The 26,350-nt window shown below is 69.6% G+C and carries 17 protein-coding genes and 8 pseudogenes; 13 read left to right on the top strand and 12 right to left on the bottom strand.

Annotated elements, in window-relative coordinates; genetic code table 11:
- Positions 1–20: 20 nt before the first annotated feature.
- Positions 21–3,451, bottom strand: a pseudogene (locus DPM13_RS03135) (pyruvate carboxylase).
- An 84-nt stretch (positions 3,452–3,535) separates the two neighbouring features.
- Positions 3,536–3,982: a nucleoside deaminase gene (locus tag DPM13_RS03130; protein WP_112887450.1), complete on the bottom strand. Its 447-nt coding sequence runs from the start codon at positions 3,980–3,982 to the stop codon at positions 3,536–3,538.
- 124 nt (positions 3,983–4,106) lie between these two features.
- Between DPM13_RS03130 and DPM13_RS03125 the strand changes: the two genes are divergently transcribed.
- The gene (locus tag DPM13_RS03125; protein WP_112887449.1) at positions 4,107–5,675 is read left to right on the top strand and encodes a pseudouridine synthase; all 1,569 of its coding nucleotides are present in this window, start codon (positions 4,107–4,109) and stop codon (positions 5,673–5,675) included.
- A 109-nt stretch (positions 5,676–5,784) separates the two neighbouring features.
- Here DPM13_RS03125 and hemP read toward each other — a convergent pair whose 3' ends face one another.
- Positions 5,785–5,961 (bottom strand): hemin uptake protein HemP, encoded by a 177-nt coding sequence (gene hemP / locus DPM13_RS03120; protein WP_080622767.1) that lies wholly within the window; start codon positions 5,959–5,961, stop codon positions 5,785–5,787.
- 210 nt (positions 5,962–6,171) lie between these two features.
- Positions 6,172–7,155, bottom strand: a complete 984-nt coding sequence (locus DPM13_RS03115) for a zinc ABC transporter substrate-binding protein (protein ID WP_112887448.1) — start codon at positions 7,153–7,155, stop codon at positions 6,172–6,174.
- A gap of 86 nt (positions 7,156–7,241) precedes the next feature.
- On the opposite strand from DPM13_RS03115, the gene DPM13_RS03110 reads away from it, so the two are divergent.
- The 4 genes and pseudogenes from DPM13_RS03110 (at position 7,242) to DPM13_RS03095 (ending at position 9,746) form a co-directional block, all read left to right on the top strand.
- Positions 7,242–7,745, top strand: coding sequence for a Fur family transcriptional regulator (locus tag DPM13_RS03110; RefSeq protein ID WP_080620736.1), 504 nt, complete (start codon positions 7,242–7,244; stop codon positions 7,743–7,745).
- Entirely contained in the window at positions 7,742–8,539 is a 798-nt protein-coding gene (locus DPM13_RS03105) for a metal ABC transporter ATP-binding protein (RefSeq protein ID WP_112888683.1), read from the top strand. Before DPM13_RS03110 ends, DPM13_RS03105 begins: the two co-directional genes overlap by 4 nt.
- Positions 8,532–9,322 (top strand): annotated as a pseudogene (locus tag DPM13_RS03100) (metal ABC transporter permease). The gene DPM13_RS03105 and the pseudogene DPM13_RS03100 overlap by 8 nt, the downstream one beginning before the upstream one ends.
- A 205-nt stretch (positions 9,323–9,527) precedes the next feature.
- Positions 9,528–9,746: a hypothetical protein gene (locus DPM13_RS03095; protein ID WP_374384948.1), complete on the top strand. Its 219-nt coding sequence runs from the start codon at positions 9,528–9,530 to the stop codon at positions 9,744–9,746.
- 320 nt (positions 9,747–10,066) lie between these two features.
- Here the strand turns inward: DPM13_RS03095 and DPM13_RS24740 are convergent, their stop codons facing one another.
- From DPM13_RS24740 to DPM13_RS03055, 8 genes and pseudogenes are all read right to left on the bottom strand, one after another.
- Entirely contained in the window at positions 10,067–10,201 is a 135-nt protein-coding gene (locus tag DPM13_RS24740) for a YjbF family lipoprotein (protein ID WP_189654825.1), read from the bottom strand.
- Positions 10,202–10,710: 509 nt separating this feature from the next.
- Positions 10,711–11,700, bottom strand: a pseudogene (locus tag DPM13_RS22005) (YjbH domain-containing protein).
- Entirely contained in the window at positions 11,583–12,182 is a 600-nt protein-coding gene (locus DPM13_RS24735) for a YjbH domain-containing protein (protein ID WP_262983315.1), read from the bottom strand. Before DPM13_RS24735 ends, DPM13_RS22005 begins: the two are co-directional and overlap by 118 nt.
- A pseudogene (locus DPM13_RS03075) lies at positions 12,151–12,586 on the bottom strand (YjbH domain-containing protein). Before DPM13_RS03075 ends, DPM13_RS24735 begins: the two are co-directional and overlap by 32 nt.
- Positions 12,580–12,870, bottom strand: a complete 291-nt coding sequence (locus tag DPM13_RS24730; RefSeq protein WP_112887443.1) for a YjbH domain-containing protein — start codon at positions 12,868–12,870, stop codon at positions 12,580–12,582. The pseudogene DPM13_RS03075 and the gene DPM13_RS24730 overlap by 7 nt, the downstream one beginning before the upstream one ends.
- Before the next feature lie 60 nt (positions 12,871–12,930).
- Positions 12,931–13,428 (bottom strand): hypothetical protein, encoded by a 498-nt coding sequence (locus DPM13_RS03065; RefSeq protein ID WP_112887442.1) that lies wholly within the window; start codon positions 13,426–13,428, stop codon positions 12,931–12,933.
- The gene (locus DPM13_RS03060; protein ID WP_112887441.1) at positions 13,416–13,775 is read right to left on the bottom strand and encodes a hypothetical protein; all 360 of its coding nucleotides are present in this window, start codon (positions 13,773–13,775) and stop codon (positions 13,416–13,418) included. Before DPM13_RS03060 ends, DPM13_RS03065 begins: the two co-directional genes overlap by 13 nt.
- A 197-nt stretch (positions 13,776–13,972) precedes the next feature.
- Positions 13,973–15,353: pseudogene (locus tag DPM13_RS03055) on the bottom strand (L-serine ammonia-lyase).
- A 231-nt stretch (positions 15,354–15,584) separates the two neighbouring features.
- Here DPM13_RS03055 and dusB point away from each other — a divergent pair.
- From dusB to DPM13_RS25660, 8 genes and pseudogenes are all read left to right on the top strand, one after another.
- Positions 15,585–16,610: a tRNA dihydrouridine synthase DusB gene (dusB, locus tag DPM13_RS03050; RefSeq protein ID WP_099647897.1), complete on the top strand. Its 1,026-nt coding sequence runs from the start codon at positions 15,585–15,587 to the stop codon at positions 16,608–16,610.
- Positions 16,607–17,764, top strand: a pseudogene (locus DPM13_RS03045) (two-component system sensor histidine kinase NtrB). The gene dusB and the pseudogene DPM13_RS03045 overlap by 4 nt, the downstream one beginning before the upstream one ends.
- Before the next feature lie 9 nt (positions 17,765–17,773).
- Positions 17,774–19,243: pseudogene (locus DPM13_RS03040) on the top strand (sigma-54-dependent transcriptional regulator).
- Positions 19,244–19,327: 84 nt separating this feature from the next.
- A pseudogene (locus tag DPM13_RS03035) lies at positions 19,328–21,584 on the top strand (ATP-binding protein).
- Positions 21,581–22,969 (top strand): nitrogen assimilation response regulator NtrX, encoded by a 1,389-nt coding sequence (gene ntrX / locus DPM13_RS03030; RefSeq protein WP_028717925.1) that lies wholly within the window; start codon positions 21,581–21,583, stop codon positions 22,967–22,969. Before DPM13_RS03035 ends, ntrX begins: the two are co-directional and overlap by 4 nt.
- 307 nt (positions 22,970–23,276) lie before the next feature.
- Positions 23,277–24,650 carry a Trk system potassium transporter TrkA gene (gene trkA / locus DPM13_RS03025; RefSeq protein ID WP_112887440.1) on the top strand — a complete coding sequence of 458 codons (1,374 nt, stop codon included), beginning with the start codon at positions 23,277–23,279 and terminating at the stop codon, positions 24,648–24,650.
- 12 nt (positions 24,651–24,662) lie between these two features.
- Entirely contained in the window at positions 24,663–25,367 is a 705-nt protein-coding gene (locus DPM13_RS25665; RefSeq protein WP_317616368.1) for a hypothetical protein, read from the top strand.
- An 8-nt stretch (positions 25,368–25,375) separates the two neighbouring features.
- The gene (locus DPM13_RS25660; RefSeq protein WP_317616367.1) at positions 25,376–26,284 is read left to right on the top strand and encodes a potassium transporter TrkG; all 909 of its coding nucleotides are present in this window, start codon (positions 25,376–25,378) and stop codon (positions 26,282–26,284) included.
- The last annotated feature ends 66 nt before the right edge of the window (positions 26,285–26,350 follow it).

Here is a 26,350-nt window from a genome sequence, read left to right as displayed (position 1 = left end):
CTTGCGGCCCCTTTCCTGCCTCAGGCGATCTCGACCAGCAGATCCTTTGCGTCGATCTGTTCGCCTGGTCTGACGTGGAGGGCCTGGACCACGCCTTCGCGGTCGGCGTGCAGGCCGGTTTCCATCTTCATGGCCTCGATGGTCAGCAGCAGGTCGCCGGGGTTGACCTTCTGGCCCTGGGCGACCGCGACCGAGGCGACGACGCCCGGCATCGGCGCGCCGATATGGCCGTCGTTGGCGGGGTCGGCCTTGGGGCGGGCGGCGGTCTGGGACTTGACCAGCCGGTTCGGCACCCGGATCACGCGCGGCTGGCCGTTCAGTTCGAAGAACACCTTGACCTCGCCCTTGTCGTCGGTGTCGCCGATGGTCTGCAGCCGGATCTCCAGCGTCTTGCCGGGATCGATCTCGGCCGAGATCTCCTCGCCCGGCTCCATGCCGTAGAAGAAGGTCCGCGTCGGCAGGGTGCGCACCGGGCCATAGACCTCGTGGCGCGCGCGGTAATCGGTGAAGACCTTGGGATACATCAGATAGCCGTTCAGGTCCTCGTCATCGACCCCGCCCTCGAGTTCCGCGTTCAGCTTCGCGCGCGCGGCCTCGATATCGACCGGGGGCATGCTGGCGCCGGGGCGGGTGGTCAGGGGCGCCTCGCCCTTCAGCACCTTCCTTTGCAGCGCCTCGGGCCAGCCGCCCGGGGGCTGACCGAGATTGCCGCGCATCATGTCCACGACGCTGTCGGGGAAGGCCACCTCGACGGCCGGATCCTCGACCTGCTCGCGCGTCAGGCCCTGGGCCACCATCATCAGCGCCATGTCGCCCACCACCTTGGAGCTGGGCGTGACCTTGACGATGTCGCCGAACATGCGGTTCACCTCGGCATAGGTCTGGGCGACCTCGTGCCAGCGATCCTCAAGCCCCAGGCTGCGGGCCTGGGCCTTGAGGTTGGTGAACTGGCCCCCCGGCATCTCGTGCAGCCAGACCTCGGAGGCGGGGGCCTGCAGGCCGCTCTCGAAGGCGGCGTATTGCTCGCGCACCGTCTCCCAGTAGTTCGAGATCTCGCGGATGGCGGCGATGTCGAGGCCGGTGTCGCGGTCGGTGTGGCGCAGCGCCTCGACCACCGAGCCCAGGCAGGGCTGCGAGGTATTGCCCGAGAACGCGTCCATGGCGCAGTCCACGGCATCGACGCCGGCGGCGCTGGCGGCCAGCACCGTGGCCCCGGCGATGCCGCCGGTGTCATGGGTGTGGAAGTGGATCGGCAGGCCGATCTCGTCCTTCAGCGCCTTGATGAGGATGCTGGCCGAGGCGGGCTTCAAAAGCCCCGCCATGTCCTTCAGCCCCAGCACATGCGCGCCCGCGCCCTGCAGTTCGCGGGCCATGCCCAGATAGTAGTGCAGGTCGATTTCGACCGGTCCGGGTCCAGCAGGTCGCCGGTATAGCAGATCGTGCCTTCGCAGATCTTGCCGGCCTCGATCACTGCGTCCATGGCGACGCGCATGTTCGGGGTCCAGTTCAGGCTGTCGAACACGCGGAACACGTCGACGCCCGACTTCGCCGCCTGCGCGACGAAGCTTTGCACCACATTGTCGGGATAGTTGGTATAGCCCACGCCATTGCTGGCGCGCAGCAGCATCTGCGTCATCAGGTTCGGCATCGCCTTGCGGATGTCGCGCAGCCGCTGCCAGGGACATTCCTGCAGGAAGCGATAGGCGACGTCGAAGGTCGCGCCGCCCCAGCATTCGACGCTGAAGAGGCCCGGCAGGTTCGCGGCATAGGCCGGCGCGACCCGGATCATGTCGATCGAGCGCATCCGCGTCGCCAGCAGCGACTGGTGCCCGTCGCGCATCGAGGTGTCGGTGATCAGCAACCGCTTCTGCGCCAGCATCCAGTCGGCCACCGCCTTCGGCCCCTGTTCCTCCAGCAACTGGCGCGTGCCGGCAGAGGGCTCGGCCCGGGGCTTCGGCGGCACCGGCGGGCGCGCCTCGGCCGGGGGCTGGGTCCGGCCCGCGGTCTCGGGGTGGCCGTTCACGCTGATGTCGGCGATATAGGTCAGGATCTTGGTCGCCCGGTCGCGCCGCTTGTCGAAGCGGAACAGGTCTTCGGTCGTGTCGATGAACTTGGTGGTGTAGCTGTCATCCAGGAAGGTCGGGTGCTTCAGCAGGTTGATGACGAATTCGATGTTCGTCGCCACCCCCCGCACCCGGAATTCGCGCAAGGCCCGGTCCATCCGCGCGATGGCCTTTTCCGGGGTCTGGGCATGCGCGGTGACCTTGACCAGCAGCGAATCGTAGAAGCGGGTGATGACGCCGCCGGAATAGGCGGTGCCGCCGTCCAGCCGGATGCCGTTGCCGGTGGCCGAGCGATAGGCGGTGATGCGGCCGTAGTCCGGGATGAAGTTGTTCAGCGGGTCCTCGGTCGTGACCCGGCATTGCAGGGCGTGGCCGTTCAGATGCACGTCCTGCTGGCTGGCGGCGCCGGTGGCCTGGGCCAGCGTCGCGCCCTCGGCGATCAGGATCTGGGACTGCACGATGTCGATGCCGGTGACCTCCTCGGTCACGGTATGCTCGACCTGGACGCGCGGGTTCACCTCGATGAAGTAGAACTGCTGCGAATCCATATCCATCAGGAATTCGACGGTGCCGGCGTTCTGATAGCCGACGGCGCGGCCGATCTTCAGCGCCAGCGCGCAGACCTCGGCGCGCTGGTCCTCGGTCAGATAGGGCGCGGGGGCGCGTTCGACGACCTTCTGGTTGCGGCGCTGCACGGTGCAGTCGCGCTCATAAAGATGGTAAAGCCCGCCGTGGCTGTCGCCCAGAAGCTGCACCTCGACATGGCGCGCGCGCAAGATCATCTTTTCCAGGTAGCCCTCGCCATTGCCGAAGGCGGCCTCGGCCTCGCGCCGTCCCTCGCGCACCTTCTCGGGCAGTTCCTCGGGGCCCATGATCGGCCGCATGCCGCGTCCGCCGCCGCCCCAGCTGGCCTTGAGCATCAAGGGGTAGCCGATCTCGGCCGCCTCACGCTTGATCGCCTCCATGTCCTCGCCCAAGACCTCGGTCGCCGGGATCACCGGCACGCCGGCCTGGATGGCGACGCGGCGGGCGCTGGCCTTGTCGCCCAGCGCGCGCATGGTGTCGGCGCTGGGGCCGATGAAGGTGATCCCCGCTTGCGTGCAGGCATCCACGAAATCGGGGTTTTCGCTGAGCAGCCCATAGCCCGGATGGATCGCGTCGGCGCCCGATTCCTTCGCCACCCGGATGATCTCGGGGATCGAGAGATAGGCCGCCACCGGCCCCAGCCCCTCGCCGATGCGGTAGGCCTCGTCCGCCTTGAAGCGGTGCAGGCCCAGCTTGTCCTCCTCGGCATAGACCGCGACCGTCCGCTTCCCAAGCTCGTTCGCCGCCCGCATCACACGGATCGCAATCTCCCCACGGTTCGCAATCAAAATCTTGTTGAACATGTGTCCCCCGATGTTCAGCCCGGCCGGCATGGTAGTGTCGCTGCATTGCAGCGCAAGTGTCTAACTGCACTGCAGCGCAAGTGGCTAAAACGTGCCGGGCGGCACAGTGCCATGGCCGCGCCTTTCGCGGAAGAAGTCCTGCAGCAGCCGGCGCGATTCTTCTGCATGGATGCCGTCGACGACCTCGGGGCGGTGGTGGCATTGCGGGTGATCGAACACCCGTGCGCCATGCCGCACCCCGCCCATCCGGGGGTCCTCGGCACCGTAATAGAGCACCGCGATCCGCGCCGCAGAGATGGCGGCGGCGCACATCGGGCAGGGCTCCAGCGTGACCCACAGCCGCGCGCCGGGCAGGCGTTCCGACCTCAGGGCCGCGCAGGCTTCGCGAATCGCCAGGATCTCGGCATGGGCGGTCGGGTCGGAATGGCCGGGACGGGTTGTGTCGGGCGAAGCGGCTCCCCAGCGGCAAGCGCCGACCGGCACCTTCGCTCCGCAGGACGGCGCGCGCGCCTGATCCAGCGCCTCGGGCATATGGGCGCGAAGGCCAAGGGGGTTTCAGGCCGCCAAGGCCGGCGCGCAAGAACCGCTTTCCATGTGCGGGCGTTGGGCCTAGAGGTGCAGCCTTTGCCACCGCAGCGATGCGCAGGAGATCGCCATGACCGACAAGACCGAACCCCAACCCCAGACCGACCGCATCGCCAAGGTGATGGCCCGCGCGGGCGTCGCCAGCCGCCGCGAGGCCGAGCGCATGATCCTCGAGGGCCGCGTCGCCGTGAACGGCACGCGCATCGAAAGCCCCGCGCTGGACGTGGGCCCGGGCGACCGCGTCACGGTCGACGGCAAGCCGCTGGAGGCGCCGCAGGAAACCCGGCTGTGGCTGTATTACAAGCCCCTGGGGCTGGTGACCTCGGAAAGCGATGAAAAGGGTCGCCAGACCGTATTCGACGCCCTGCCGCGCGACCTGCCGCGGGTGATGACCGTGGGCCGGCTGGACCTGAACTCCGAAGGGCTGCTACTGCTGACCAACGACGGCGAGCTGAAGCGCCGCCTGGAACTGCCGGCGACCGGCTGGCTGCGGCGCTATCGGGTGCGGGTGAACGGCCAGCCCAACGACCTGACCTTTGGCCCCCTGCGCCGCGGCGCCACCATCGAGGGCGAGGAATTCGCCCCCATGGAGATCAGCCTGGACAGCCAGCAGGGCGCGAACGCCTGGCTGACCGTCGGCATCCGCGAGGGCAAGAACCGCGAGATCCGCCGCGCCATGGCCCATGTCGGGCTGATCGTGAACCGGCTGATCCGCATCGGCTACGGTCCCTTCAAGCTGACGGGGCTTGAGCCGAACGAGGTGCGCGAGATCAAGCGCAAGGTGCTGCGCGACCAGCTTGGCGGGCTGCTGACGGGCGAGGTGGACGAAAAGCCCCGCGATTTCCGCGAACGTGGCGCGGGCCGGGACGACCGCGACGGCGACCGCCCGCGCCGCCCCTCGGCGGGACGGGCCGAGGGGGAGCGCAAGCCCTTTGCCCGGCGGGATGACGGTGACCGCAAGCCCTTCGCCAAGCGCGAGGATGGCGAGCGGAAGCCCTTTGCCCGGCGCGAGGATGGTGACCGCAAGCCGTTTGCCAAGCGCGAGGGCGACCGTCCCTTTGCACGACGCGACGGCGACCGCCCCTTCGCCAAGCGCGAGGACGGCGAGAAGCCTTTCGCCCGGCGCGATGGTGGGAAACCCTTTGCCAAGCGTGATGACGGTGACCGCAAACCCTTTGCCAAGCGCGAGGGGGGCAAGCCCTTTGCGCGGCGCGAGGATGGCGACCGGCCCTTTGCCCGCCGCGAGGACGGCGACCGCAAGCCCTATGCCAAGCGCGAGGATGGCGAGCGGAAGCCCTTTGCCAAGCGCGAGGGCGGCAAGCCCTTTGCCCGGCGCGAGGATGGCGACCGCAAACCCTTCGCCAAGCGCGAGGGCGACCGGCTGTTTTCCAAGCGCGAGGAGGGCGACCGGCCCTTCGCCCGGCGCGAGGAAGGGGACCGCAAGCCCTTCGCCAAGCGCGAGGGCGGCAAGCCCTTTGGCAAGCCGCAGGGGCGCCCCGAGCGGGCGGGCGGGGATCGGCCCGGCGGCAAGCCCTTCGGCAAGCCCGGCGCCCGCACCGGCAAGCCGGGCCCGCGTCCGGGGCCGAAGCCCGGCCCGCGCAGTGATCGCGGCCCCGGCAAGGGACCCGGCAAGGGCTGATCCCGGACCAACGAAAGGGAAAAGGGCGCGGGGGGAGGCCGCGCCCTTTTTCGTCGGGAAAGGCTGTCGTCCCGTCGAGAGAGAGAAGGGGAGGAGAAGCAGGAAAGGCTTACTTCGTCAGGATCAGCTTGCCCGCGCGGGTGATGCGCAGGTTATAGACCTGATCGCCCAGAACGATCAGGGCCTGGTTGCCGCCGGCGGTCAGCACCTCGGCGTCGTGTTCGGGCAGGCGCTGAAGGGCGGTCACGCCGGGGCGGGCAAATTCTGCGGGGCGGGTCGCGGTCATGTCCATGTCCTTGTTGGTGTTCCGTCGCGGTAGGGACAATCTGCCAGCTTGTTTTCGCGATGTCAAAGAAAAATACTCGGGTATTATTCGAAAGAGGCTTTCCGTCCTTTTTCAGCGCCTTGGGCCATGGGGCCTGAACAGAAGACGTGAAAAAGGCGGATGCCGCTTGCGGCACCCGCCCATCCCGCCCGCCGGAGGGGGCGTCGGGATCTATGGCGCGGTCAGGCAATCCGCCAGGGCCGTGCCGATCCCGCGCAGCACCTGGGCATAGAGCTCCGGGCCGGGCGGCAGCCGGGTGCCTTCGGGATCAAGCGCCGCGCCCAGGCGTGCGCCGGTGCCTTCGACCGCGACCTGCAACAGCTTCGGATCGTGGTTCGCCTCGGGAAAGGCGCAGGTGGCATGCGAATCGCGGATGCGGTCCTGCACCTCGCTCAGCCGGGCGGCCGATGGCGCCGCCGCGTCCCCCAGACTGACCGCAATCGCCGGGTTCAGGCCGAAGTGCCCGGTGAAATAGCCGTAGGCGTCGTGAAAGACCACGAAGGTCTTGCCCTGCGCCGGCTGCAACTGCGCCTGCAACTCCTGCTCAAGCGCGGCAAGCGCCTGCGTGCCGGCCGCGGCGTTGGCGCGATAGGTCTGGGCATTCTCTGGGTCGTGCCGGGCTAGGGCCTCGGCAATGGCCGTCAGCCATGCCCGGCCGTTTTCCGGGTCGAGCCAGGCGTGGGGGTCGGTTCCGGTATGATCGTGGCCCTCATGGTCGTGGCCGTGGCCCTCATGGTCATGGCGGGTCATGGTCAGCTCCTCGTGCCCGTGGTCATCATGCGCGTGCGCGTCATGCCCACCCTCGGCGGCATAGGACTGGCGCTGCGTCTCGGGCAGGGCCAGCAGCGCCAGCGCGGTGCCGCGCGCCAGCCCTTCGGCGGGGGATTGCAGCCAGGGGGTCAGTTCGGGCCCGACCCAGACCAGCAGGTCCGCGTCCTGCAGCTTGCGCGCCTGGCTGGGGCGCAGCTGATAGTGATGCGGGTCGGCGCCCGCCTCGGTCAGAACCTCGGGCGCGCCAAGGTCCCCCATGACCTGCGCCACCAGCGCGCCGGTGACGGCGGTGTCGGTCACGATCCGGGGCGGGGCCGCCAGGGCGGGCAGGGCCGACAGCGCAAGCGCGGCAAGGGCGGGCGGCAAAAGACGAAGATGGGACATGAAGCGAGGGCCAATGCTATTGCGGAAACGCTCCGGTTATTTATGTTATATCGTAACCCGTCAAGAAAAATGTGATAGTATAACATATGAGCCCCCATTCCCCCAACGGCGCGGCACCCGACCCGTTCCACGCCCATGACCACGCCCATTGCTCTGAGACCGTGCTGCGCCGGGCCGAGGAGCAGGCCCGCGCCGAAGGTGTCCGCCTGACCCCGGTGCGCCGCCGCGTGCTGGAGATCCTGCTGGAATCGCACCGCGCGCTGGGGGCCTATGACGTGCTGGAACGGCTGTCCGCCGAGGGCTATGGCAAGCAGCCCCCCGTCGCCTATCGCGCGCTGGATTTCCTGGTCGAACAGGGGCTGGCGCATCGGGTGCGGCGGCTGAACGCCTATGCGGCCTGCGTCTCGGACCAGCGCGACCATTCGCCGGCCTTCCTGATCTGCCGGCAATGCGAAACCGTGGCCGAGGCCGAAAGCCCCGAACTGCGCGAGGCATTGGCCGGGCTTTGCGCCGCGAACGGCTTTGCCCCGGAACGCCGCACGGTGGAACTGCTGGGCCTGTGCAGCCGCTGCGCGGGCGACGCGGCATGACCACCGCCCTGATCCGGGCGACGGACCTGACCGTCAGCCATCCGGGCGCCGACCTACCGGTGCTGTCGCATGTGGACATGCACATCGACCCGGCCGAGATCGTGACCGTCGTCGGCCCCAACGGCTCGGGCAAGTCGACGCTGGTGCGGGCGATGCTGGGGCAGGTGGCGCTGGCCAGCGGCCGGGTCGAACGGCTGCGCGGCCTGCGCATCGGCTATGTCCCCCAGCGCGTCCATATCGAACGCGCCATGCCCATGACCGTGCGCCGCTTCCTGTCGCTGCCGATCCGCGTCACCGACGCCCAGGCCGCCGCCGTGCTGGAACGGACGGGCGTTCCGGGGCTTGAGGGGCGCCAGATCGTGTCGCTGTCGGGCGGGCAGTTCCAGCGCGTCCTGCTGGCCCGGGCGCTGCTGAACCACCCCCAGTTGCTGGTGCTGGACGAGCCGACGCAGGGGCTGGACCAGCCCGGCATCGTCGCCTTCTACAAGCTGATCGAGGAGGTGCGCGCCGAAACCGGCGCCGCCGTCCTGATGGTCAGCCACGACCTGCTGGTGGTCATGCGCGCCTCCGACCGGGTGGTCTGCCTGAACGGCCATGTCTGTTGCGAGGGCACGCCCCAGGTGGTCAGCGCGGCCCCGGCCTATCGTGCCCTCTTTGGCGCGGACTCGCAGGGCACGCTGGCGCTTTACCGCCATCACCACGATCACGACCACGACCATGGACGGATCATGTCCACGGCCCGGACTCGGCCACGACCATCACCACCACCATCATCGCAGAAGACCGATGCTTGACGATTTCCTGACCCGCGCGGTCCTTGCGGGGCTGGGCTGGTCCTGGCGACGGGAACGCTGGGCTCCTTCGTGGTGTGGCGGCGCATGGCCTATTTCGGCGATTCGACCGCCCATGCGGCGATCCTGGGCGTGTCGCTGAGCTTTGCCTTTGCGCTGCCCTATTACCTTGGCACGCTGGTGGTGGCGATCGCCGTGGCGCTGATCGTCGCCGCGCTCAGCGGGCGGGGGCAGGCGGTCGATACGGTGCTGGGCGTGATCGCCCATTCCGCGCTGGCCTTCGGCCTGCTGGCGGCCAGCTTCATCCCGACGCTGCGCGCCAGCCTGGACAGCTATCTGTTCGGCGACATCCTGGCGGTGACGCGGGCCGACCTGGCCTGGATCTGGGGCGGGGCTGCGCTGGTCCTGGGGCTTCTGGCCTGGCGCTGGCAGCGGCTGGTCACTGCCTCGGTGAACGAGGAACTGGCGCTCGCCTCGGGCATCGACCCGCGCCGCGAGCGGTTCATTTTGTCCATTGCCCTGGCGATCGTCGTCGCAATCGCGATTCGAATGGTCGGGGCACTGCTGATTTCCGCGCTGCTGATCGTGCCCGCCGCGGCGGCGCGGGGATTCAGCAGAACGCCCGAGCAGATGGCGGGTTCCGCCACCCTGATCGGAGCGATGGCCGTCCTGGGCGGGCTGTGGGCCAGCCTGCATTTCGACACGCCGGCCGGACCGACCATCGTCGCGATCTCGGCGGCATTTTATGCAATATCCTTAGGGTTTTACCAGCGCGCGAAAGGGTGATCGGCGGGGCAGGGGACTGCCGGAACGGGCTGGTGTGCGGGCGGCATCTCGCCTATCGTTAAACGTGTTGGCGAATATGCAACAGTCGCGCTCGCCAACGCCAAAACCGCTTTCAAGACCGCTTTCCAAGTCATTGGCTTTATGCGACTGTCTCAACGATGCTGCTGGAAACGGCAGCCTTCAAAGTACTGAACGGAGCATGATCATGACCAAATTCGCTACCTTCGCCCTGGCAATGGGCCTGACGGCCTCCTCCGCTCTCGCCGGTGGCTACGTTGCCCCCGTCGTGGACGTCGAGCCCGTCGTTGTCGACGAGAAGCCCGCTTCGTCGAACGCTGGCCTCGTCGTTCCGGCTCTGCTGCTGCTGGGCGTCATCGCTGCCGTCGCTTCGGATGACGACGACGACGACGACACCACCGATTGATCTTCCGCCAGGAAGCTCGGCAAGGAAGGGCTGGCCCACGGGCCAGCCCTTTCGCATTCAAGGGGGCACGACCGCCAGGTAGGGCCGGACCATGCAGCGTACTCGGAGGCCCTGCCTGGCCAGCGCGCAGGATGCGGTGCGGGCACGTGCCACGCACACGCTCGCGGTCTGGCGGTACCCTCCGCGCCCGGGGACCGCAGCGTTCCAAGGGGGCACCGCCCAGCCAGCTTGGCGCCTTTAACTGACGCCCTTCGCTTGGCTTGGCGGAACGGAAAAGGCCCGCATCGCTGCGGGCCTTTCTGCAGTCCTGGCGCCCACTGTCAGGGGCGCAGTTCCTGGATGGTCACATAGCCCAGGTTCGGCCCGATCCACTGGCGCGACACGGTGATGCGCCCGCCCTGGACCAGATAGTTGTTCTGGAACTTCAGGGGGCCGTTTACGCAGCTTTCCAGCATGACGCCCGGCTTCGGGCGCCACCGTCGAGCCGTCAAGCCAGCGCTCGTTCCAGCCCGTCGCCGCGCAAAGCGCATGACGCGCTGTCCCTGGCCCGCGGCCCCGGCGCGGATCGCACCGCGGTCTGCGTCTCGGCGACCGACAGGTCGTGGCCCGGCCGCGCGTGCCGACCAGCATCCCGCCGCGCAGGATCAGCGCCTCCTCGGCCGGCGTCATGTAGGTGCGCATGGCCGTTCTGGCCGGTCATCGCCATGACCTGGTCGGCCGCTGCCGTTCGAGCCGACCAGGATCAGCGGGCCCGGATTGACGCGCAGCGCCTCGGCGGCCATCTGCTCGGGCCTGCAGGGTGGCTCGGCCTGGGCCGCAGCGTTCGCAGCGCGCTTGGGCGACGGCGCTGAGCGGCCTTGGCCGCGAACAGGACCCCGGTGCGCGGGTGCCCGGTCCTGTTGCCGCAGGCGGTCAGCACGGCGATCAGCGCCGCCGCCGATCGAAACGCGCATCATTGTTCCGATCATCGCCAGAACCTCCCCCAACCTTGGTAAAGCTGGCCCGACTGGCTTTCCCGGACCTTGTCGTAAAGCCGGCCATCCACGCGCAGGCGCGCGCCGCCATCGCGCGACAGCGACCGGATGTCGCCGCCGACACGGCGCAAGGACGGATCGCCGGTGCCCCAACCCAGCGGGATCGACAGGCTGACGCCCTTGTCGAACGAGCCCTCGCCGAAATCCTCTTCGCTCATGTCGGTCTTGGTCACCCAGGCGCCGACCCGCCAGCCGTTGGCGAACTGGCGCGACACGGTCAGGGTCGCGCCCTTGTCGCCGGCCAGGTACTGCCCGACGTCCAGCTGCGCGGCGATGCCGTTCTGGAACTCGTAATAGGCCGAGAGATGGCCGGTGGTGACCTCGTAATCGCGCAGGCCGAAGGCGTCGCGGAAGTCGCGCTTGCGCACACGGTTGACCTCGACCCCCACGCCAAGGGCGCTGTCGGCGGGCTCCACAGCAGTTCGCCCGACACCCGCATAGGCGCGCTCGATCAGGCCGACCGTCAGCCGCGTATAGACCGCCTCCACCGGCTTGGCGTAATAGCTGAGCGTCAGGCGGGGGATGGTCGGGCTCTTGTTGCCCGAGTACATCCGGCTGTCCGAACGCACGCGCGGCACGCCGTTCTCGTATTCGTTATCCAGATCCTCAGGTATTCCTCGGGGTGAATGTCGCCGCGCTGGCCAGGTATCCGGGGCCGCGCTGTTGGTGGTGCCCAAGCCGCGCTGGCGCACCGATCCGGCCAGGACCAGGCCCGGATGAACTCATCCTCGTATTCGCTCGGCGCCCAGTTCATAGCGGAACGGCTCGTCCGGGTCGAAAAGCGAGGTCGAGACATAGGGCTTCAGCGCCCAGCGGAAGCGCGGAAACTCGCCTGGCGCCCGCACCAGATTGCCGGGCCGCGGATCGGCGTCGCTGACCACGGCGACGCTGGCAATCCGGCCTGCCTCGCTGTTTTCCAGCCGTTCGACATCCGACCGGCGCAGCGTGACCGACGAGGTCGGCAGGCCGTCCCCGACGATGTGATGACGAAGGTCTCGACCGAAGGCGGCAGCGCGCGGGTCATCAGCCGCGCGGTGCGCCCCACGGCCTCGGCCTGCTGGATATAGCGGTTGTTGCGGATGCGCACCTCGGCCCGGTTCGCGTCCAGCGCCATGGATTCCAGCATCTGGCCTTCCTTGGCCAGCGCGTCGCCCAGCGCCTTCTGGATCGCGGGCTGCGCGGTCGGATCGGCCGACCAGGCCCCCGACCAGCCGTCGGGATCGGCGGCGGGCGCGGGCGCGGCCGGACCGGCGCCGGCGCCTTCTCCAGCCCCGACGGGAACGGAGATTGCCGCGGATCCATGGCGACGCTGAACTGCAGGCCGAAATGCTGGCCGCCCAGCACGAAGGCGCCCAGCTGATATGCTGTTTTCAGTCGTCCTTGTCGTCCAGCCAGACGGCACGGCGGCATTCATCGGCATTGCCGGTCTCGCAGCTGTAGTCGTCGCCGGAATATTCGGCCGAGAGTGCCAGCTTGTCGGTCGCCTGCCAGGTGGCGCTGACGAAGGGCGCCGCCTCGCCCCGGAACCATTGATCGACATTGGGCTTGCCGCCTTCGCCCGGTGTCCGGCGGCTCGCTGACGCCGGCCAGCCGGCCCCAGCCCAGACCGGCACTGACGCGCAGGCGCGGCGTGATGGTCTTGGTCGCGACGATGTATTCGCTGCTGTAAAAGCCGGTCCCCATGAAGTCCTGCAAGCCGATGGCCACCGCAGGCCGCCAGCCGGACTCGGCCTCGTCCAGGATCTGATAGCGCAGGTCGAAGCTGCGGTCCCAGACATAGCCGCGCCGTTCGTCCGACGTCAGCACGCCCGTCCGAACCGGGAATGCGCAGCCCGGCGGTCAGCGCGGGGCAGCTGGAAGACCAGCGTGTTGCGCCGCGCCAGGTCGGAATAGCTCAGCGTGGCGCCCAGGGTTGCATCGGGCAGCATCTCGGCGGTGGGGGTGTCCACGGCGCCGGGCAGGCCATAGCTGTTCATCACGGTGCCGATCATCGGATCGGTGCGCGCGGGCTGGGCCCCCAGGCTGAGAAGCAGCGCCGCCGGAACGGTCGAGGCCAGCAGGCGGCGGGTCAGGGTCGAATGGGCGCGCATCGGCGGGTCCTCTCAGGCTAGCGGGCGACCCGCGCGCAGGGCGCGCGGGCCGAAGGGGCGTCACTCTGCGGCGGGCGGGGTTTCGGGCAGGACGACCGACGGCGCGGGCACCGGGTCCGCGGCCGGCGCGGGTTCGGCCGGGGCTGCCTCGGGCGCGGAGGTCGCGGGTGTGGTCGCGGCAGGCGCGGGTGTGGTCGCCGCAGGCTCGGCCGGGGCCGGCGTTTCGGCCGCCGGCGGCGTCGCGGGCTCAGCGGCCGGCGCCGGCGTCGCTTCCGGCGTCGATGCGGGCTCGGTCGCGGGCGCCGCTGCCGGGGCGGGGGGCGCCGCCGGGGCGGGCGCCGACGCCGGCGTGGCCGGTTTCGCCGCCGGCGTCGCGGGCTTGGCCGCGGCCTTGGGCTTGGGCGCCGCGGATGCGGCCTTCACCTGGGCCTTGGGCATGGTGTCGGTCGGCGCGGCGCAGCCGGTCATGCTCTGGCTTCCGACCTTCAGCCGGGCGCTGAACGGGGCCTTGCCGCTGCCGGTGTCGCATTCGGCGGCGCGGATGTTCAGCGAAAACACCTGGCGGTCATCCTTGCTCGTCGAAGGGACCGCGGGCAAAGGCTGCGCCGCACCGTCAGCTCCGCCTCCTTCCGCCGCGCGCTTTCCAGCACGGCGGTCTTGTCGGACGCGGTCGCCACCCAGCCGTTGCCGGCGGCGCGGAACATGGCGGTCTGCATGGTGCTCGCCTCGGCGGTCGAGACGGGGATCGCCTCGGCCCCGGTTTCGATCGGCTGGTCCAGCGGCGACACGGTGGGCGGGCCGGAATGGGCCGGCGCCTCGGGCTCGGATTGCTGGAAGGGCAACTGTCCGCAGGCGGTCAGGGCCACCGTCATCGACAGCACGGCGAAAGCCGAACGGAAATTCATCTGCTCTGTCCCGGTTCCTTGGGTTTTCCTTATGCTCACTGGCTACAGGAACCCCCGGTGTTGGGCAAGCGCCGCGCGCCATGTGCGACACTGCCGTGGCAGGACTGTGGCAAGGTTTCGCCCCGGGATCCGGCCGCCCACAGGTTTTTACTGTTTTTCAAATACCCGAACGCCGTGCCCGCCACGGGCGCCGCGCTTCAGCAGTTCGGGACGTTGACCGCCAGCCCGCCCAGCGAGGTTTCCTTGTACTTGTGGCTCATGTCCTCGCCGGTCTGGCGCATGGTCTCGATGGCCGAATCCAGCGGCACGAAATGCTGGCCGTCGCCGCGCAGCGCCAGGCTCGCCGCCGAGACCGCCTTGATCGCGCCCAGCCCGTTCCGTTCGATGCAGGGCACCTGCACCAGGCCGCGCACGGGGTCGCAGGTCATGCCCAGGTGATGCTCCAGCGCGATCTCGGCCGCGTTCTCGACCTGCTCGGGCGTGCCGCCCAGCACCGCGCAGAGCCCCGCCGCCGCCATGGCCGAGGCGCTGCCCACCTCGGCCTGGCAGCCGCATTCCGCGCCCGAGATGCTGGCGTTGTGCTTGATCAGCCCGCCGATGGCGCTGGCCGTCAGCAGGAAATCGTCCAGCTGGCGCTCGCTGGCCCCCGGTACATGGTCCAGCCAATAGCGGATGACGGCCGGCACCACGCCCGCCGCGCCTTGGTCGGCGCGGTCACGACCTGGCCCCCGGCGGCGTTCTCCTGTTCACGGCCATGGCATAGATCGACATCCAGTCGTTGATGACATGGGGCGCGGTCAGGTTCATGCCGGCCTCGGCCTTCAGCGCCTCATGGATGCCGGCGGCGCGGCGGCGGATCGACAGCCCGCCCGGCAGGGTGCCGCCGGTCGCAAGGCCGCGGTCCATGCAGTCGCGCATGACCTGCCAGATCCGCCGGATGCCGCTGGAAATCTGCGCATCCGAGCGATGCGCGCGTTCGTTTTCCCGCTTCATGGCCGCGATGGACTTGCCCGATTTCGCGGCCATCTCCAGCATCTCGGCGGCGCTGGCGAAGGGATAGGGGACGCGGGGCGCGTCGTCGCTGCGCGTGTCGCTGCCCTTGGCGGCCAGCTCGGTCTCGGTCATCACGAAGCCGCCGCCGATGGAATAATAGACCTCCTGAAAGATCACGTCGCCCTGGGCGTCGGTCGCCATCAGGATCATGCCGTTCGCATGGCCGGGCAGGGCGCGGTCGAAATCGAAGATCAGGTCGCGGCCTGGATCGAAGGCCAGATCGCCCAAGCCTTCGGGCGACAGGACCAGGGTCTGGCGGTTCAGCTCCAGCGCGGCTTCGGCGGCCTCGGCATCCATGGTTTCGGGCAGGAATCCCGCCAGGCCCAGGATGGTGGCGCGGTCGGTCGCGTGGCCCTTGCCGGTAAAGGCCAGGCTGCCGTGCAGGCTGGCGCGCAGCCCGTGCGCGCGGAAGGGCTGGGCGCGCAGCGCGTCCAGGAACCGCCCGCCCGCCACCATCGGCCCCATGGTGTGGGACGAGGACGGGCCGACCCCGATCTTGAAGATGTCGAACACCGACAGAAACATGGTGCGCCCCTTATCCTTTTCTTGCCCATCAGGTAATGCCCCGGACCGCCGGATGCCAGTGCCGCTGCGACGGGCGGTCGGCAACTTCGCGACAGGGCGGAAAACCGTTTCTGATGGAAAATGCGCCATGCTGCCCCTAATTAAGGCAGAACCGGGGCGGTTGCCTTCGCCTTTCCGGCAGGCAGTCGCCTCTTTCTTTCGCATCCCCGCGCCGCGTCCTACGAGGTTCCCATGACATTGCCCGAACCGATCATCCTTGGCGACATGCGGCTTGGCCCCCCGGTGTTTCTGGCGCCGATGGCCGGCATCACCGACCTGGCCTTCCGTCGCGCGGTCGCGCGCCATGGCGGCGCGGGACTGATGGTCAGCGAGATGGTCGCCTCGACCGAGATGGTGACGCCCAATCCCTCGGTTCGGGCCTCGACCCGCGCGGCCGTCCGCGCCAAGGCGCTGACCGAGGGTGCGTCCCCCGTCAGCGTCCAGATCGCCGGGCGCGAGGCGGGCGCGATGGCCGAGACGGCGCGGATCGTGGCGGACATGGGGGCGCGCGCCATCGACATCAACATGGGCTGCCCGGCGCGCAAGGTGACGGGCGGGCTGTCGGGCGCGGCGCTGATGCGCGACCTGGATCACGCCCTGGGCCTGGTCGAGGCGGTTGTGGGGGCGGTCCCGGACCTGCCGGTCACGCTGAAGATGCGGCTGGGCTGGGACGACGGCTGCCTGAACGCGCCCCAGCTTGCGGCGCGCGCCTCGGCCGCGGGGGTCAGGATGCTGACCGTCCATGGCCGGACGCGGGCGCAGTTCTATACCGGCCGCGCCGACTGGGCGGCGATCCGGGCGGTGGCGAACCTGCCCGGCCGGCCGCCGCTGGTCGCCAATGGCGACGTGGTCGATGCGGCCAGCGCCCGCGCGGCCCTGGCGCAGTCGGGAGCCGATGCGGTGATGGTCGGGCGTGGCGCGCAGGGCGCGCCCTGGCGGCCCGCACAGATCGCCCATGCGCTGTGGGGCACGCCCGCGCCGGTGGTGCCGCAGGGCGCTGCGCTGGCCGATGCGGTGGCCCGGCATTACGACGACATCCTGTCGCTTTACGGCAGCGAATTGGGCCTGCGCGTCGCCCGCAAGCACCTGGGCTGGTATGCCGAGGCGAACGGCGCGCCGAACCGGGCCGAACTGATGCGCGCGCCCACCCCCGGGGCCGCGCTCGCCGCCATCCGCGCGGGCTTTGCCGATGCCGCGCCCCAAGGGGCCCCCGCATGAGGTTTCGCGTGCCCGTCAAGCCCGACCCCCGTCCCGCGCACGACCTGCCCCCGGACTTCGTTCCGGCCGAGGTCGGGCCGAACTGGTCGGCCCTGCCGCTGCCCGCCATCATCCTGGACGCGCGCGGCCGCGTCGCCGCCATCAACGACCTGGCCGAGGCGTTCCTGAACGTCTCGCGCCGCTCGGCCCTGGGCCAGCCGATCGAGGGGGCCGAGATGCGCAAGCGCCTGCGCATCCTGCCCTCGCTGGCCGAGATTCTGGACCGCGTGCGCGAGGGGCGCGATGCGCTGAACCATTCCTCGGTCCGGTTCGAGATCGGCGACCAGCTGGGCGGCCACACCGACCGCATCGCCACGATCCATGCCGGCGCGGTGCCCAGCCCCGCCGGCGGCGTCGGCATCCTGATCGCGCCCAGCGACAGCGCGGGGCGGCTGGGGCAGGCGCGGGCGGTGCGCTCGGCCGCGCGCTCGGCCATCGGCATGGCCGAGATGCTGGCGCATGGTCACGAACCCCCTGGCCGGCATCCGCGGCGCCGCGCGCTGATCGGCATGAACCTGGCGCCCGAGGACCGCGACCTGGCCGACCTGATCGTCGCCGAATCGCGCCGCATCGTCGAGCTGCTGGACCAGGTCGAACGCTTCGGCGACACCTCGGCCCCCAAGCTGACCGAGCTGAACATCCACGACGTGCTGGAGCGGGTGCGCCGCTCGGCCGTGGTGGGGTTCGGCAAGGGGCTCAAGATCGTGCCCGACTACGACCCCTCGCTGCCGACGGCGCTGGCGGACGGCGACCAGCTGGTGCAGGTCTGCCTGAACCTGGTCAAGAACGCGGCCGAGGCGATCGGGCGTGCCGGCCGCGACACCGGCACCATCCGCATCCGCAGCTTCTACGACGGCACCCTGCGCCTGGCCCCCACCGAGGCCGAGCCGCAGGGCCGCAGCCTGCCCCTGCAGATCGAGATCGAGGACGACGGCCCCGGCATCCCCGAAGCCATCGCCGACCAGGTGTTCGAGCCCTTCGTGTCCGGGCGCGAGAACGGCACCGGGCTGGGGCTGGCGCTGGTGTCCAAGATCATCACCGACCACGGCGCCTGGATCGGGGTGGACAGCCGCCCCGGGCGCACCGTTTTCCGCATCTCACTTCCCAAAGCCTGAGGTTTCCCCATGGACGGCACCGTTCTGATCGCTGACGACGACCGCACCATCCGCACCGTCCTGACCCAGGCCCTGACCCGGGCGGGGTGCCGGGTCCACGCCACCGGCTCGCTAGCGCAGCTTCTGCGCTGGGTCGAGGAGGGGCGGGGCGATCTGGTCATCACCGACGTGATGATGCCCGACGGCAACGGCGTCGACCGTCTCCCGCTCCGCAACGCCCCAGTTGCGGATCTCGACATCCCCGAGAAGACCATCGTCACCGCGATCCGCGCAGCGTTGCGCAGTTCTGATTGGCCGCAAGCCCTTCGACCTTCTTCAGACGCGCGCCGTCAACGCCATAGACATAGCAGGTGCGTTGGCCGTTGGCCTGTTACCGGCGGGCATCCCCTCGCCCGAGGCGGCGGCCGACCCGGCGCTGCCGCTGATCGGCCACGCGCCCGCGATGCAGAACCTGTTCCGCATGGTGGCGCGCGTGCTGAACGCCGACCTGCCGGTGATGATCGCGGGCGAGGCGGGGGTGGGCAAGACCGTGGTGGCGCGGTCCTTTCACGACCTGTCGGACCGGCGCGACGCGGGCTTTGCCGTGCTGACCTCGGCCGACCTGTCCGAGGAGGCCATCGCGCGGGCGGGCGAACGCGCCGCCGGCGGCACCTGCTGATCGAGGATCCGGCCGGTTTCGGCGCCGCCGCCCAGGCCCGGCTGATCGGCCTGATCGAGGCCTGGGAGGTCGGCCCCGGCCGCAACCAGATGCCGCGCCTGGTCTCGACCACCGGGCCCGAGCCGCAGGCCGATGTCGCCGCGGGGCGGCTGCGGGCGGACCTGTATTACCGGCTGGCCGGGGTGACGATCACCGTGCCGCCGCTGCGCTCGCGCGTCGACGACATTCCGCCGCTGGCCCGCCACCTGCTGGCCCGCGCCGCCTCGCAGGGGTTGCCGGCGCGCAGCCTGTCCGAGGGCGCGACCGCGCTGATCCGCGCCTATCCGTTCCCCGGCAACGTGCGCGAGCTGGAAAACCTGATGCGCCGGCTGGCCCTGACCGCCGCCGGGACCGAGATCACCGAGGCCGAGGCCCGCGCCGCCCTGTCCGAATCCATCCCCATGGCCGCGCCCGCGGGCGCCAGCCCCGCGCCGGTCCCGCGCATGCCCGCCCCGGCCAATTCCCCGGTGCCCGCGGCCGGCCCGGCGTCGGGCGCACCCGGCGCCGCCGCCGTGGCCGAGCCCGCGAACGCCCGGCTGGCGCAATCGGTCGAAATGCACCTGCAGCGCTATTTCGACCTGCACGGCGACCAGTTGCCGCCCCCCGGCCTTTACGACCGGATTCTGCGCGAGATTGAAAAGCCGCTGCTGGAAATCGCGCTGGACGCGACCGGCGGCAACCAGTTGAGATGCGCCGATCTTTTGGGAATAAACCGCAATACGCTGCGCAAGAAGCTGACCGACCTGAATATCGAGGTGACACGGCGCCGCAAGCTGATGTAAAACGGCCACAGATGGCCCCACGTTCGTTACGCAGCGGCCACAGAACGGCCGCGGCACAGCGGCGAAACCGCGAGGTGGGGCAAGTTGGCGGAAACGCTGTCCAAAAGCACGTGGAAACGCGTGGCACGACTGCGAAGGCTGCGATTCTGGCGCAATGCGGGCACGCTGAGTCTGGCGGTGCTGGGCCCGGTGCTGGCCGGGCTGACCTTCGCCGTGATGGGGCCCCTTGCGGGGGCGACCTCGGGCGGGACGCTGCTGCGGCTGGTGCTGCTGGCGGCCTGCTTTACCTGATCGTGCTGACCGGCCTGGTGGTCGCGCGCATGGCCCGCATCGTCGCCGCGCGGCGCAAGTCGGCGGCGGGGTCGCGGCTGCACATGCGGCTGGTGGGCGTCTTCGCCACCATCGCGCTGGTGCCCACGGTGCTGGTCGCGCTGTTCGCCGGCGTCACCGTCAACATCGGGCTCGAGGGCTGGTTCTCGAACCAGGTCCGGCAGGTTGTCTCAAGCTCGCTCGCCGCGGCCGAGGCCTATCAGGACGAACACCGCCGCGACCTGACGAACGACGCGCGCCTGCTGGCCGGGGCCCTGACCCAGGCGGCGCGGCAGAACCCGATGATCGACGACGGCGCGCTGCGCCTGCTGCTGGGGCAGGGCCAGGCGCTGATCCAGCGCGGCCTGCGCGAGGCCTATGTGGTCGACGGGCGCGGCATCATCCGCGCGCGCGGCGAACGCAGCTATCAGTTCTGGTACGAACAGCCCACGGCGCAGGACTTCGACCGCTCGCGCGCCGAGGGGCTGGTTCTGATCGAGGACTGGCCGAACAACGAATTCCGCGCCCTGTTGCCGCTGGCGCCGCTGGCCGACCGATACCTTTATGTCACCCGCGACGTGGACGCAACCTGCTGAGCCTGACTGACGACACCCGCCAGACCGTCGGCCGCTACCAGACGCTGGAACAGGAACGCGGCCGGCTGCTGCTGGAATTCTCGCTGCTGTATCTGGGCTTTGCGCTGCTTCTGGTGGCGGCGGCGATGTGGCTGGGCCTGTGGTTCGCCGACCGCCTGTCGCGCCCCATCGGCCGGCTGGCCGAGGCGTCCGAACAGGTCGGGCGCGGCAACCTGGACCTGCAGATCCCCGAACCCGACACCGGCGACGAAATCCAGACCCTGGGCCAAAGCTTCAACCGCATGACCCGCCAGCTGAAGCAGCAGCGCCAGGAGCTGGTCGAAAGCTATCGCGCCGCCGACGACCAGCGGCGGCTGTTCGATTCGGTGCTGTCCTCGGTGACGGCCGGGGTCATCGGACTGGACGCGGCGGGGGAAATCGACTTCCTGAACCGCTCGGCCACCCGGCTGGTGGGGCTGGACCCCGCCACCGCGCACGACCAGCTTCTGTCCGAGGTGGTGCCCGAGTTCGCGCCGCTCTTCGACAAGCTGCACCAGTCGGTGAACGAATGGGTGCAGGACGAAATCCGGCTGTCGCGCGACGGCCGCGTCGAAAGCCTGCTGGTGCGCATGGCGATCCGGCGCGGCGCGGCGGGGGGCTTGGAAGGCTATGTCGTCGCGCTGGACGACGTGACGGACCTGGTCTCGGCCCAGCGCATGGCGGCCTGGGGCGATGTCGCCCGCCGCGTCGCGCATGAAATCAAGAACCCGCTGACCCCGATCCAGCTTTCGGCCGAACGGCTCCGGCGCAAGTTCACCCCGCTGGTCGGCGGCGAAGCCGAGGCGCTGGAGCAGATGACCGGCGTCATCATCCGCCAGACCAACGACCTGCGCCGGATCGTGGACGAATTTTCCCGCTTTGCCCGCATGCCCGAGCCCGACCGCAAGGAAACCGACATCGCGGGCCTTCTGCGCGAGGCCGAGCTGATGCAGCGCGACGCGCTGGGCGGCGCGCTGGTGTCGCAGATCCCCGAGGGGCCGGTGATCGTCGATGCCGATCCCGGCATGATGCGCCAGGTCTTCACCAACCTTCTGAAGAACGCGGGCGAGGCCATCGACGAAAAGCGCGAGGACCCGCCCCAGGGCTGGCAGCCCCAGGTCCGCATCGAACTGGCGGAGGCGCCCGATGTCGTCACCATCCGCATCACCGACAACGGCCCCGGCCTGCCCGAGGACCGCTCGCGCCTGTTCGAGCCCTACGTGACCATGAAGCGGGGCGGCACCGGCCTCGGGCTGCCTATCGTCAAGAAGATCGTCGAGGAGCACGGCGGCAGCCTGACGCTGGCCGATGCCCCCGGCCAGGCCGGCGCCATGGCCGAAATCCGTCTGCCGCGCGAACGCCAGCCCGTGCGCCTGTCCGCGCGACGCCATAAACCCGAGCAGGAAACAGTGAAATGAGTGACATTCTGATTGTCGACGACGAAAAGGACATCCGCGAGCTGATCTCGGACATCCTGCGCGACGAAGGCTTCTCGACCCGGCTTGCGGCCAATTCCGACCAGGCCGTGGCCGAGCTGAACCTGGCCGAGCCGGCGCTGATGGTGCTCGACATCTGGCTGAAGGACAGCCGGATGGACGGAATCGACATCCTCAAGCAGGTCAAGCGCAACAACCCCGAGGTGCCGGTGGTCATCATCTCGGGGCATGGCAACATCGAGATCGCGGTCGCGGCGATCAAGCAGGGCGCCTATGACTTCATCGAGAAGCCCTTCAACATCGACCAGCTTCTGGTGGTGATCCGCCGCGCCATGGAAACCGCCCGGCTGCGGCGCGAGAACTCGACCCTGAAGCGCGGCGAAAGCCGCTCGACCGAGATGCTGGGCCAGTCCGCGCCGCTGCGCCGGCTGCGCGAGCAACTGGACAAGGTGTCGAAATCGAACGGTCGCGTCATGCTGACCGGAGAGCCGGGGGCGGGCAAGGAAATGGCCGCGCGCTACATCCACGCCCACAGCCCGCGCGCGCGCGCGCCCTTCATCACCGTCTCCTGCGCCACGATCGAACCCGACCACATGGAAGAGGTGCTGTTCGGCCGCGAAAGCCCCGAACGGGGGGTCGAGCCCGGGCTTCTGGAACAGGCGCATGGCGGCGTGATCTACTTCGACGAGGTCGCCGACATGCCGCTGGGCACGCAGCCCAAGATCCTGCGCGTGCTGACCGAACAGCAGTTCCAGCGCTCGGGCGGCACGGACAAGGTGCGGGTGGACCTGCGGGTGATCTCCTCGACCAACCGCGACCTCGCGGTGGAAATCGCCTCGGGCCGGTTCCGCCAGGAACTCTACGACCGACTGAACGTGGTGCCGGTGGCGGTGCCTTCGCTGGCCGAGCGGCGCGAGGACATCGCCCTGCTGGCCAGCCATTTCATCGAGCAGTTCCACGAACAGCAGGGCCTGCCGCTGCGCCGCCTGCCCGAGGAAACCATCGCCGCCCTGCAGGCGATGGCCTGGCCGGGCAACATCCGCCAGCTGCGCAACGTGGTCGAGCGGGTGCTGATCCTGGGCGACGGCACCGGCCCGATCCAGCCGTCGGAACTGGAATCCCAGGGCGGCGGCAACGGCGCGGGCGAGGCGCTGGCGCTTGGCCCCCAGATCACCAGCCTGGCGCTGCGCGAGGCGCGCGAACTGTTCGAACGCGAATACCTGCTGGCCCAGATCAACCGCTTCGGCGGCAACATCAGCCGCACGGCGCAATTCGTCGGCATGGAACGCTCGGCCCTGCACCGCAAGCTGAAATCCCTGGGCGTGGTCGGCGGCATGCGGGTCGAGGAGGAAATGATGGGCAAGTGACGGCGCAGCCCGGGCCGCCGATGCCCATCTTCTCCCGGCATTTTCCCTGTATCCGCCGGGGCCCGTGCGCGTTAGGATCGCCCGTGGCGCTTTCTCTCGTTTGCGGTCATCGGCTCGCCAGCCTGCACCGCATGCTGCTACATCCCTGGGCGTGGCGGCGGCTATGCGTCAGGAGGTGCAAATGATGGGCAAGTGACGGCGCAGCCCGGGCCGCCGATGCCCATCTTCTCCCGGCATTTTCCCTGTATCCGCCGGGGCCCGTGCGCGTTAGGATCGCCCTTCACCAGGGGCAGGAACCGGGACGGACATGAAGATCATCATCTGCGGGGCGGGGCAGGTCGGCTGGCATATCGCGCGCCATCTGTCGGGCGAACGCAATGACGTGACCGTCATCGACACCAATGCCGAACTGATCCGAAGGGCGACCGACGCGCTGGACGTCCAGGGGGTCACGGGCTTTGCCAGCCATCCCGACGTGCTGGATCGGGCAGGCGCGCGCGACGCCGACCTGATCATCGCCGCGACCCATTCGGACGAGGTGAACATGGTCACCTGCCAGGTGGCCCATTCCGTCTTTCAGGTGCCCAGAAAGATCGCGCGGCTGCGTTCCCCGGCCTATCTGGACGCGATCTGGTCGGACCTCTACCGCACCGACCACCTGCCCATCGACGTGGTCATCAGCCCCGAACGCGAGGTGGCGCGCTCGGCCCTGCAGCGGCTTTCGGCGCCCTCGACCTTCGACGCCGAGACCTTCCTGACCGGGCGGCTGCAGCTTCTGGGCATCTCGCTGGATCTCGACAGCCCGGTGCTGAACACCCCGCTGCGCCAGTTGAACGAGATGTTCTCCAGCCTTTCGGCCATCGTCGCCGGGGTGCGGCGCGGCGGCCGGCTGTTCGCGCCCGAACCGGGCGACCAGCTGTTCGACGGCGACCAGGTCTATGTCTTTACCCTGACCGAGGACGTGCGCCGCACGCCGAGATCTTTGGCAAGCGCTGAAGAGCAGGAAAGCGTCGTCATCATCGGCGCCGGCAACGTGGGCCTTGCCGTGGCCCAAGCGCTGGAGGCCCGGCCCGAGCGGGTGCGGCTGAAGCTGATCGAGCGCAACCGCGAACGGGCCGAGGACGCCGCCGATGCGCTGAATCGCACCATCGTCCTGCATGGCGACGGGCTTTCGGCCGAACTGCTGGAGGAAGCCGCCGTGCCGCGCGCCGATGCGGTCCTGGCGATCACCGACGACGACAAGACCAACATCCTGGCCGCCGTGCGCGCCAAGCAGGCGGGGGCAGGGCTGGTCATCTCGCTGGTGAACGATCCGACGCTGATGTCGCTGATGGAGCCCCTGGACATCGACGCCTTCATCAACCCGCGTGCCAGCACCGTCTCGACCATCCTGCGCCACATCCGGCACGGGCGGGTGCGCGACATCTATTCGGTGGGCGATGCCGAGGCCGAGGTGATCGAGGCGCAGGTGCTGTCGACCTCGCCCCTGGCCGGGCGGCCGATCCGCGACATCGAGTTTCCCGGCGGCGCGCTTCTGGGCGCCGTCCAGAAGGGCGAGCGCGTGGTCAAGCCCACCGGCGATCTGCGCATCGAAGAGGGCGACATCATCGTGATCTTTGCCCTTGCCGCCGATATCCCCGAGGTCGAGCGCCTGTTGCAGGTCTCGATCGACTTCTTCTAAGGCGCGCGCGGGATGGGCCTGCTGCTGCGCCTGCCCTTGCTGGTGATCCTGGCCGGTTTCGCGGCGCTGGCGATGCTGGTCCCTGGGCTTTACGCCCATGCGCTGGAACAGCACGGGATCGGCGCGGATTTCCTGGGCTGCGCGGGGCTGTTCCTGATCCTGGCCGGGATCGTCGCGCTGGCCACCGCCGACCGGCCCGACCAGTCGCGGCCGCGCAGCGTCCTGCTGACCATGCTGGGGGCGATGACGGTGCTGCCGGCGATGATGGCCGTGCCTTTCGTGCTGTCCCTGCCCGACACCGGCTTCTTCAACGCCTGGTGGGAGATGATCTCGTGCCTGACCACCACGGGCGCCTCGCTTTACGCGGCCGAGCTGCTGCCCGCGCCGCTGCACCTGTGGCGGGCGCTGGTCGGCTGGCTGGGCGGGCTGTTCATCCTGGTCGCCGCCGTCGCCCTGCTGGCCCCCCTGCGGGTCGGCGGGTTCGAGATCATGTCCTCGCCCTATGGCCGGCGCGAGCATTTCCAGCGCCTGCCGCGCTCGGCCGACATGTCGCCCTTGGTCACCCACCTGTCGGCACCCGCCTTCCAGACGGAGCTGATCGACCCGGTCAGCCGCGCCGTCCGGTCGTTCTGGCAGGTCTTTCCGATCTATGCCGGGCTGACGCTGGCCATGTGGGTGTTGCTGCTGATGCTGGGGGAATCGGGCCTGGTCGCCTGACGCGCGCCATGGGTACGCTGTCGACCAGCGGCATCAGCCCGGTGGGCGGCCCCGCCGTCCAGTCCAGCGGCATCGCAGGCGAGGCGGTGATCTTCCTGTTCCTGATCCCGGCCCTGTCGCGGCGGTTCTGGCCGGGGGGGATGGAACTGAAGACCGCGCAAAGCTGGACCGGCGACCCCGAACTGCGCATCGCCGCCGGCATGGTGCTGCTGGTCGCGCTGACGCTGTTCGCGCGCCATTTCCTGGGCGCCATCGGCGTGTCGCCGACCGGCGCCCGGGGGGTGCTGGAAACGCTGGACAATGCGCTGTCGGCGGCCTGGGGCGGCATCTTCAACGGGCTCAGCTATCTGACGACGACGGGCTGGAACTCGGTCGAATGGCAGGGCGCGCGCAACTGGTCGGGGCTCAGCTCGCCCGGGCTGATCCTGGCGGGGCTTGCGATGATGGGGGGCGGGGTCGCGACCACGGCCGGCGGCGTCAAGCTGCTCAGGGTCTATGCCCTGGCCCGCCATTCCCAGCGCGAGCTGGAAAAGATCGTGCATCCGAACTCGGTCGGGGGCGGCGGGCTGATGGCGCGACGCCTGCGCAACGAGGGCGCCTATCTGGCCTTCATCTTCTTCATGCTGTTCGCAAGCTCGATCGCGGTGGTCATCATGCTGATCTCGCTGCAGGGGATCGAGTTCGACAGCGCCACCATCCTGTCGATCGCCGCGCTGACCAACACCGGGCCCCTGGCCGGCGCGATCCCGATGGTGCCGACCTTCCAGGGCTCGGCCGGCCTTGCCGGCGCGCCGTGGGAGGGGTGGGCCGGCCTGCCCGGACTGACCAAGGCGATCCTGGCCGGCGCCATGATCGCCGGCCGGGTCGAGACGCTGGCCATCCTGGCGCTGCTGTCGCCCGAATACTGGCGGCGATAGTGGGACGGATGCCACGCCTCCGCGGCTTGGCCGATCATCGGCTTGCATGCGCCTGTCCGCTCGCCT

The organism is Paracoccus mutanolyticus (assembly GCF_003285265.1).
GTDB lineage: Bacteria > Pseudomonadota > Alphaproteobacteria > Rhodobacterales > Rhodobacteraceae > Paracoccus > Paracoccus yeei.
The sequence above is the reverse complement of the archived record's forward strand: the minus strand, read 5'-3'. Positions and strand labels throughout refer to the sequence as shown.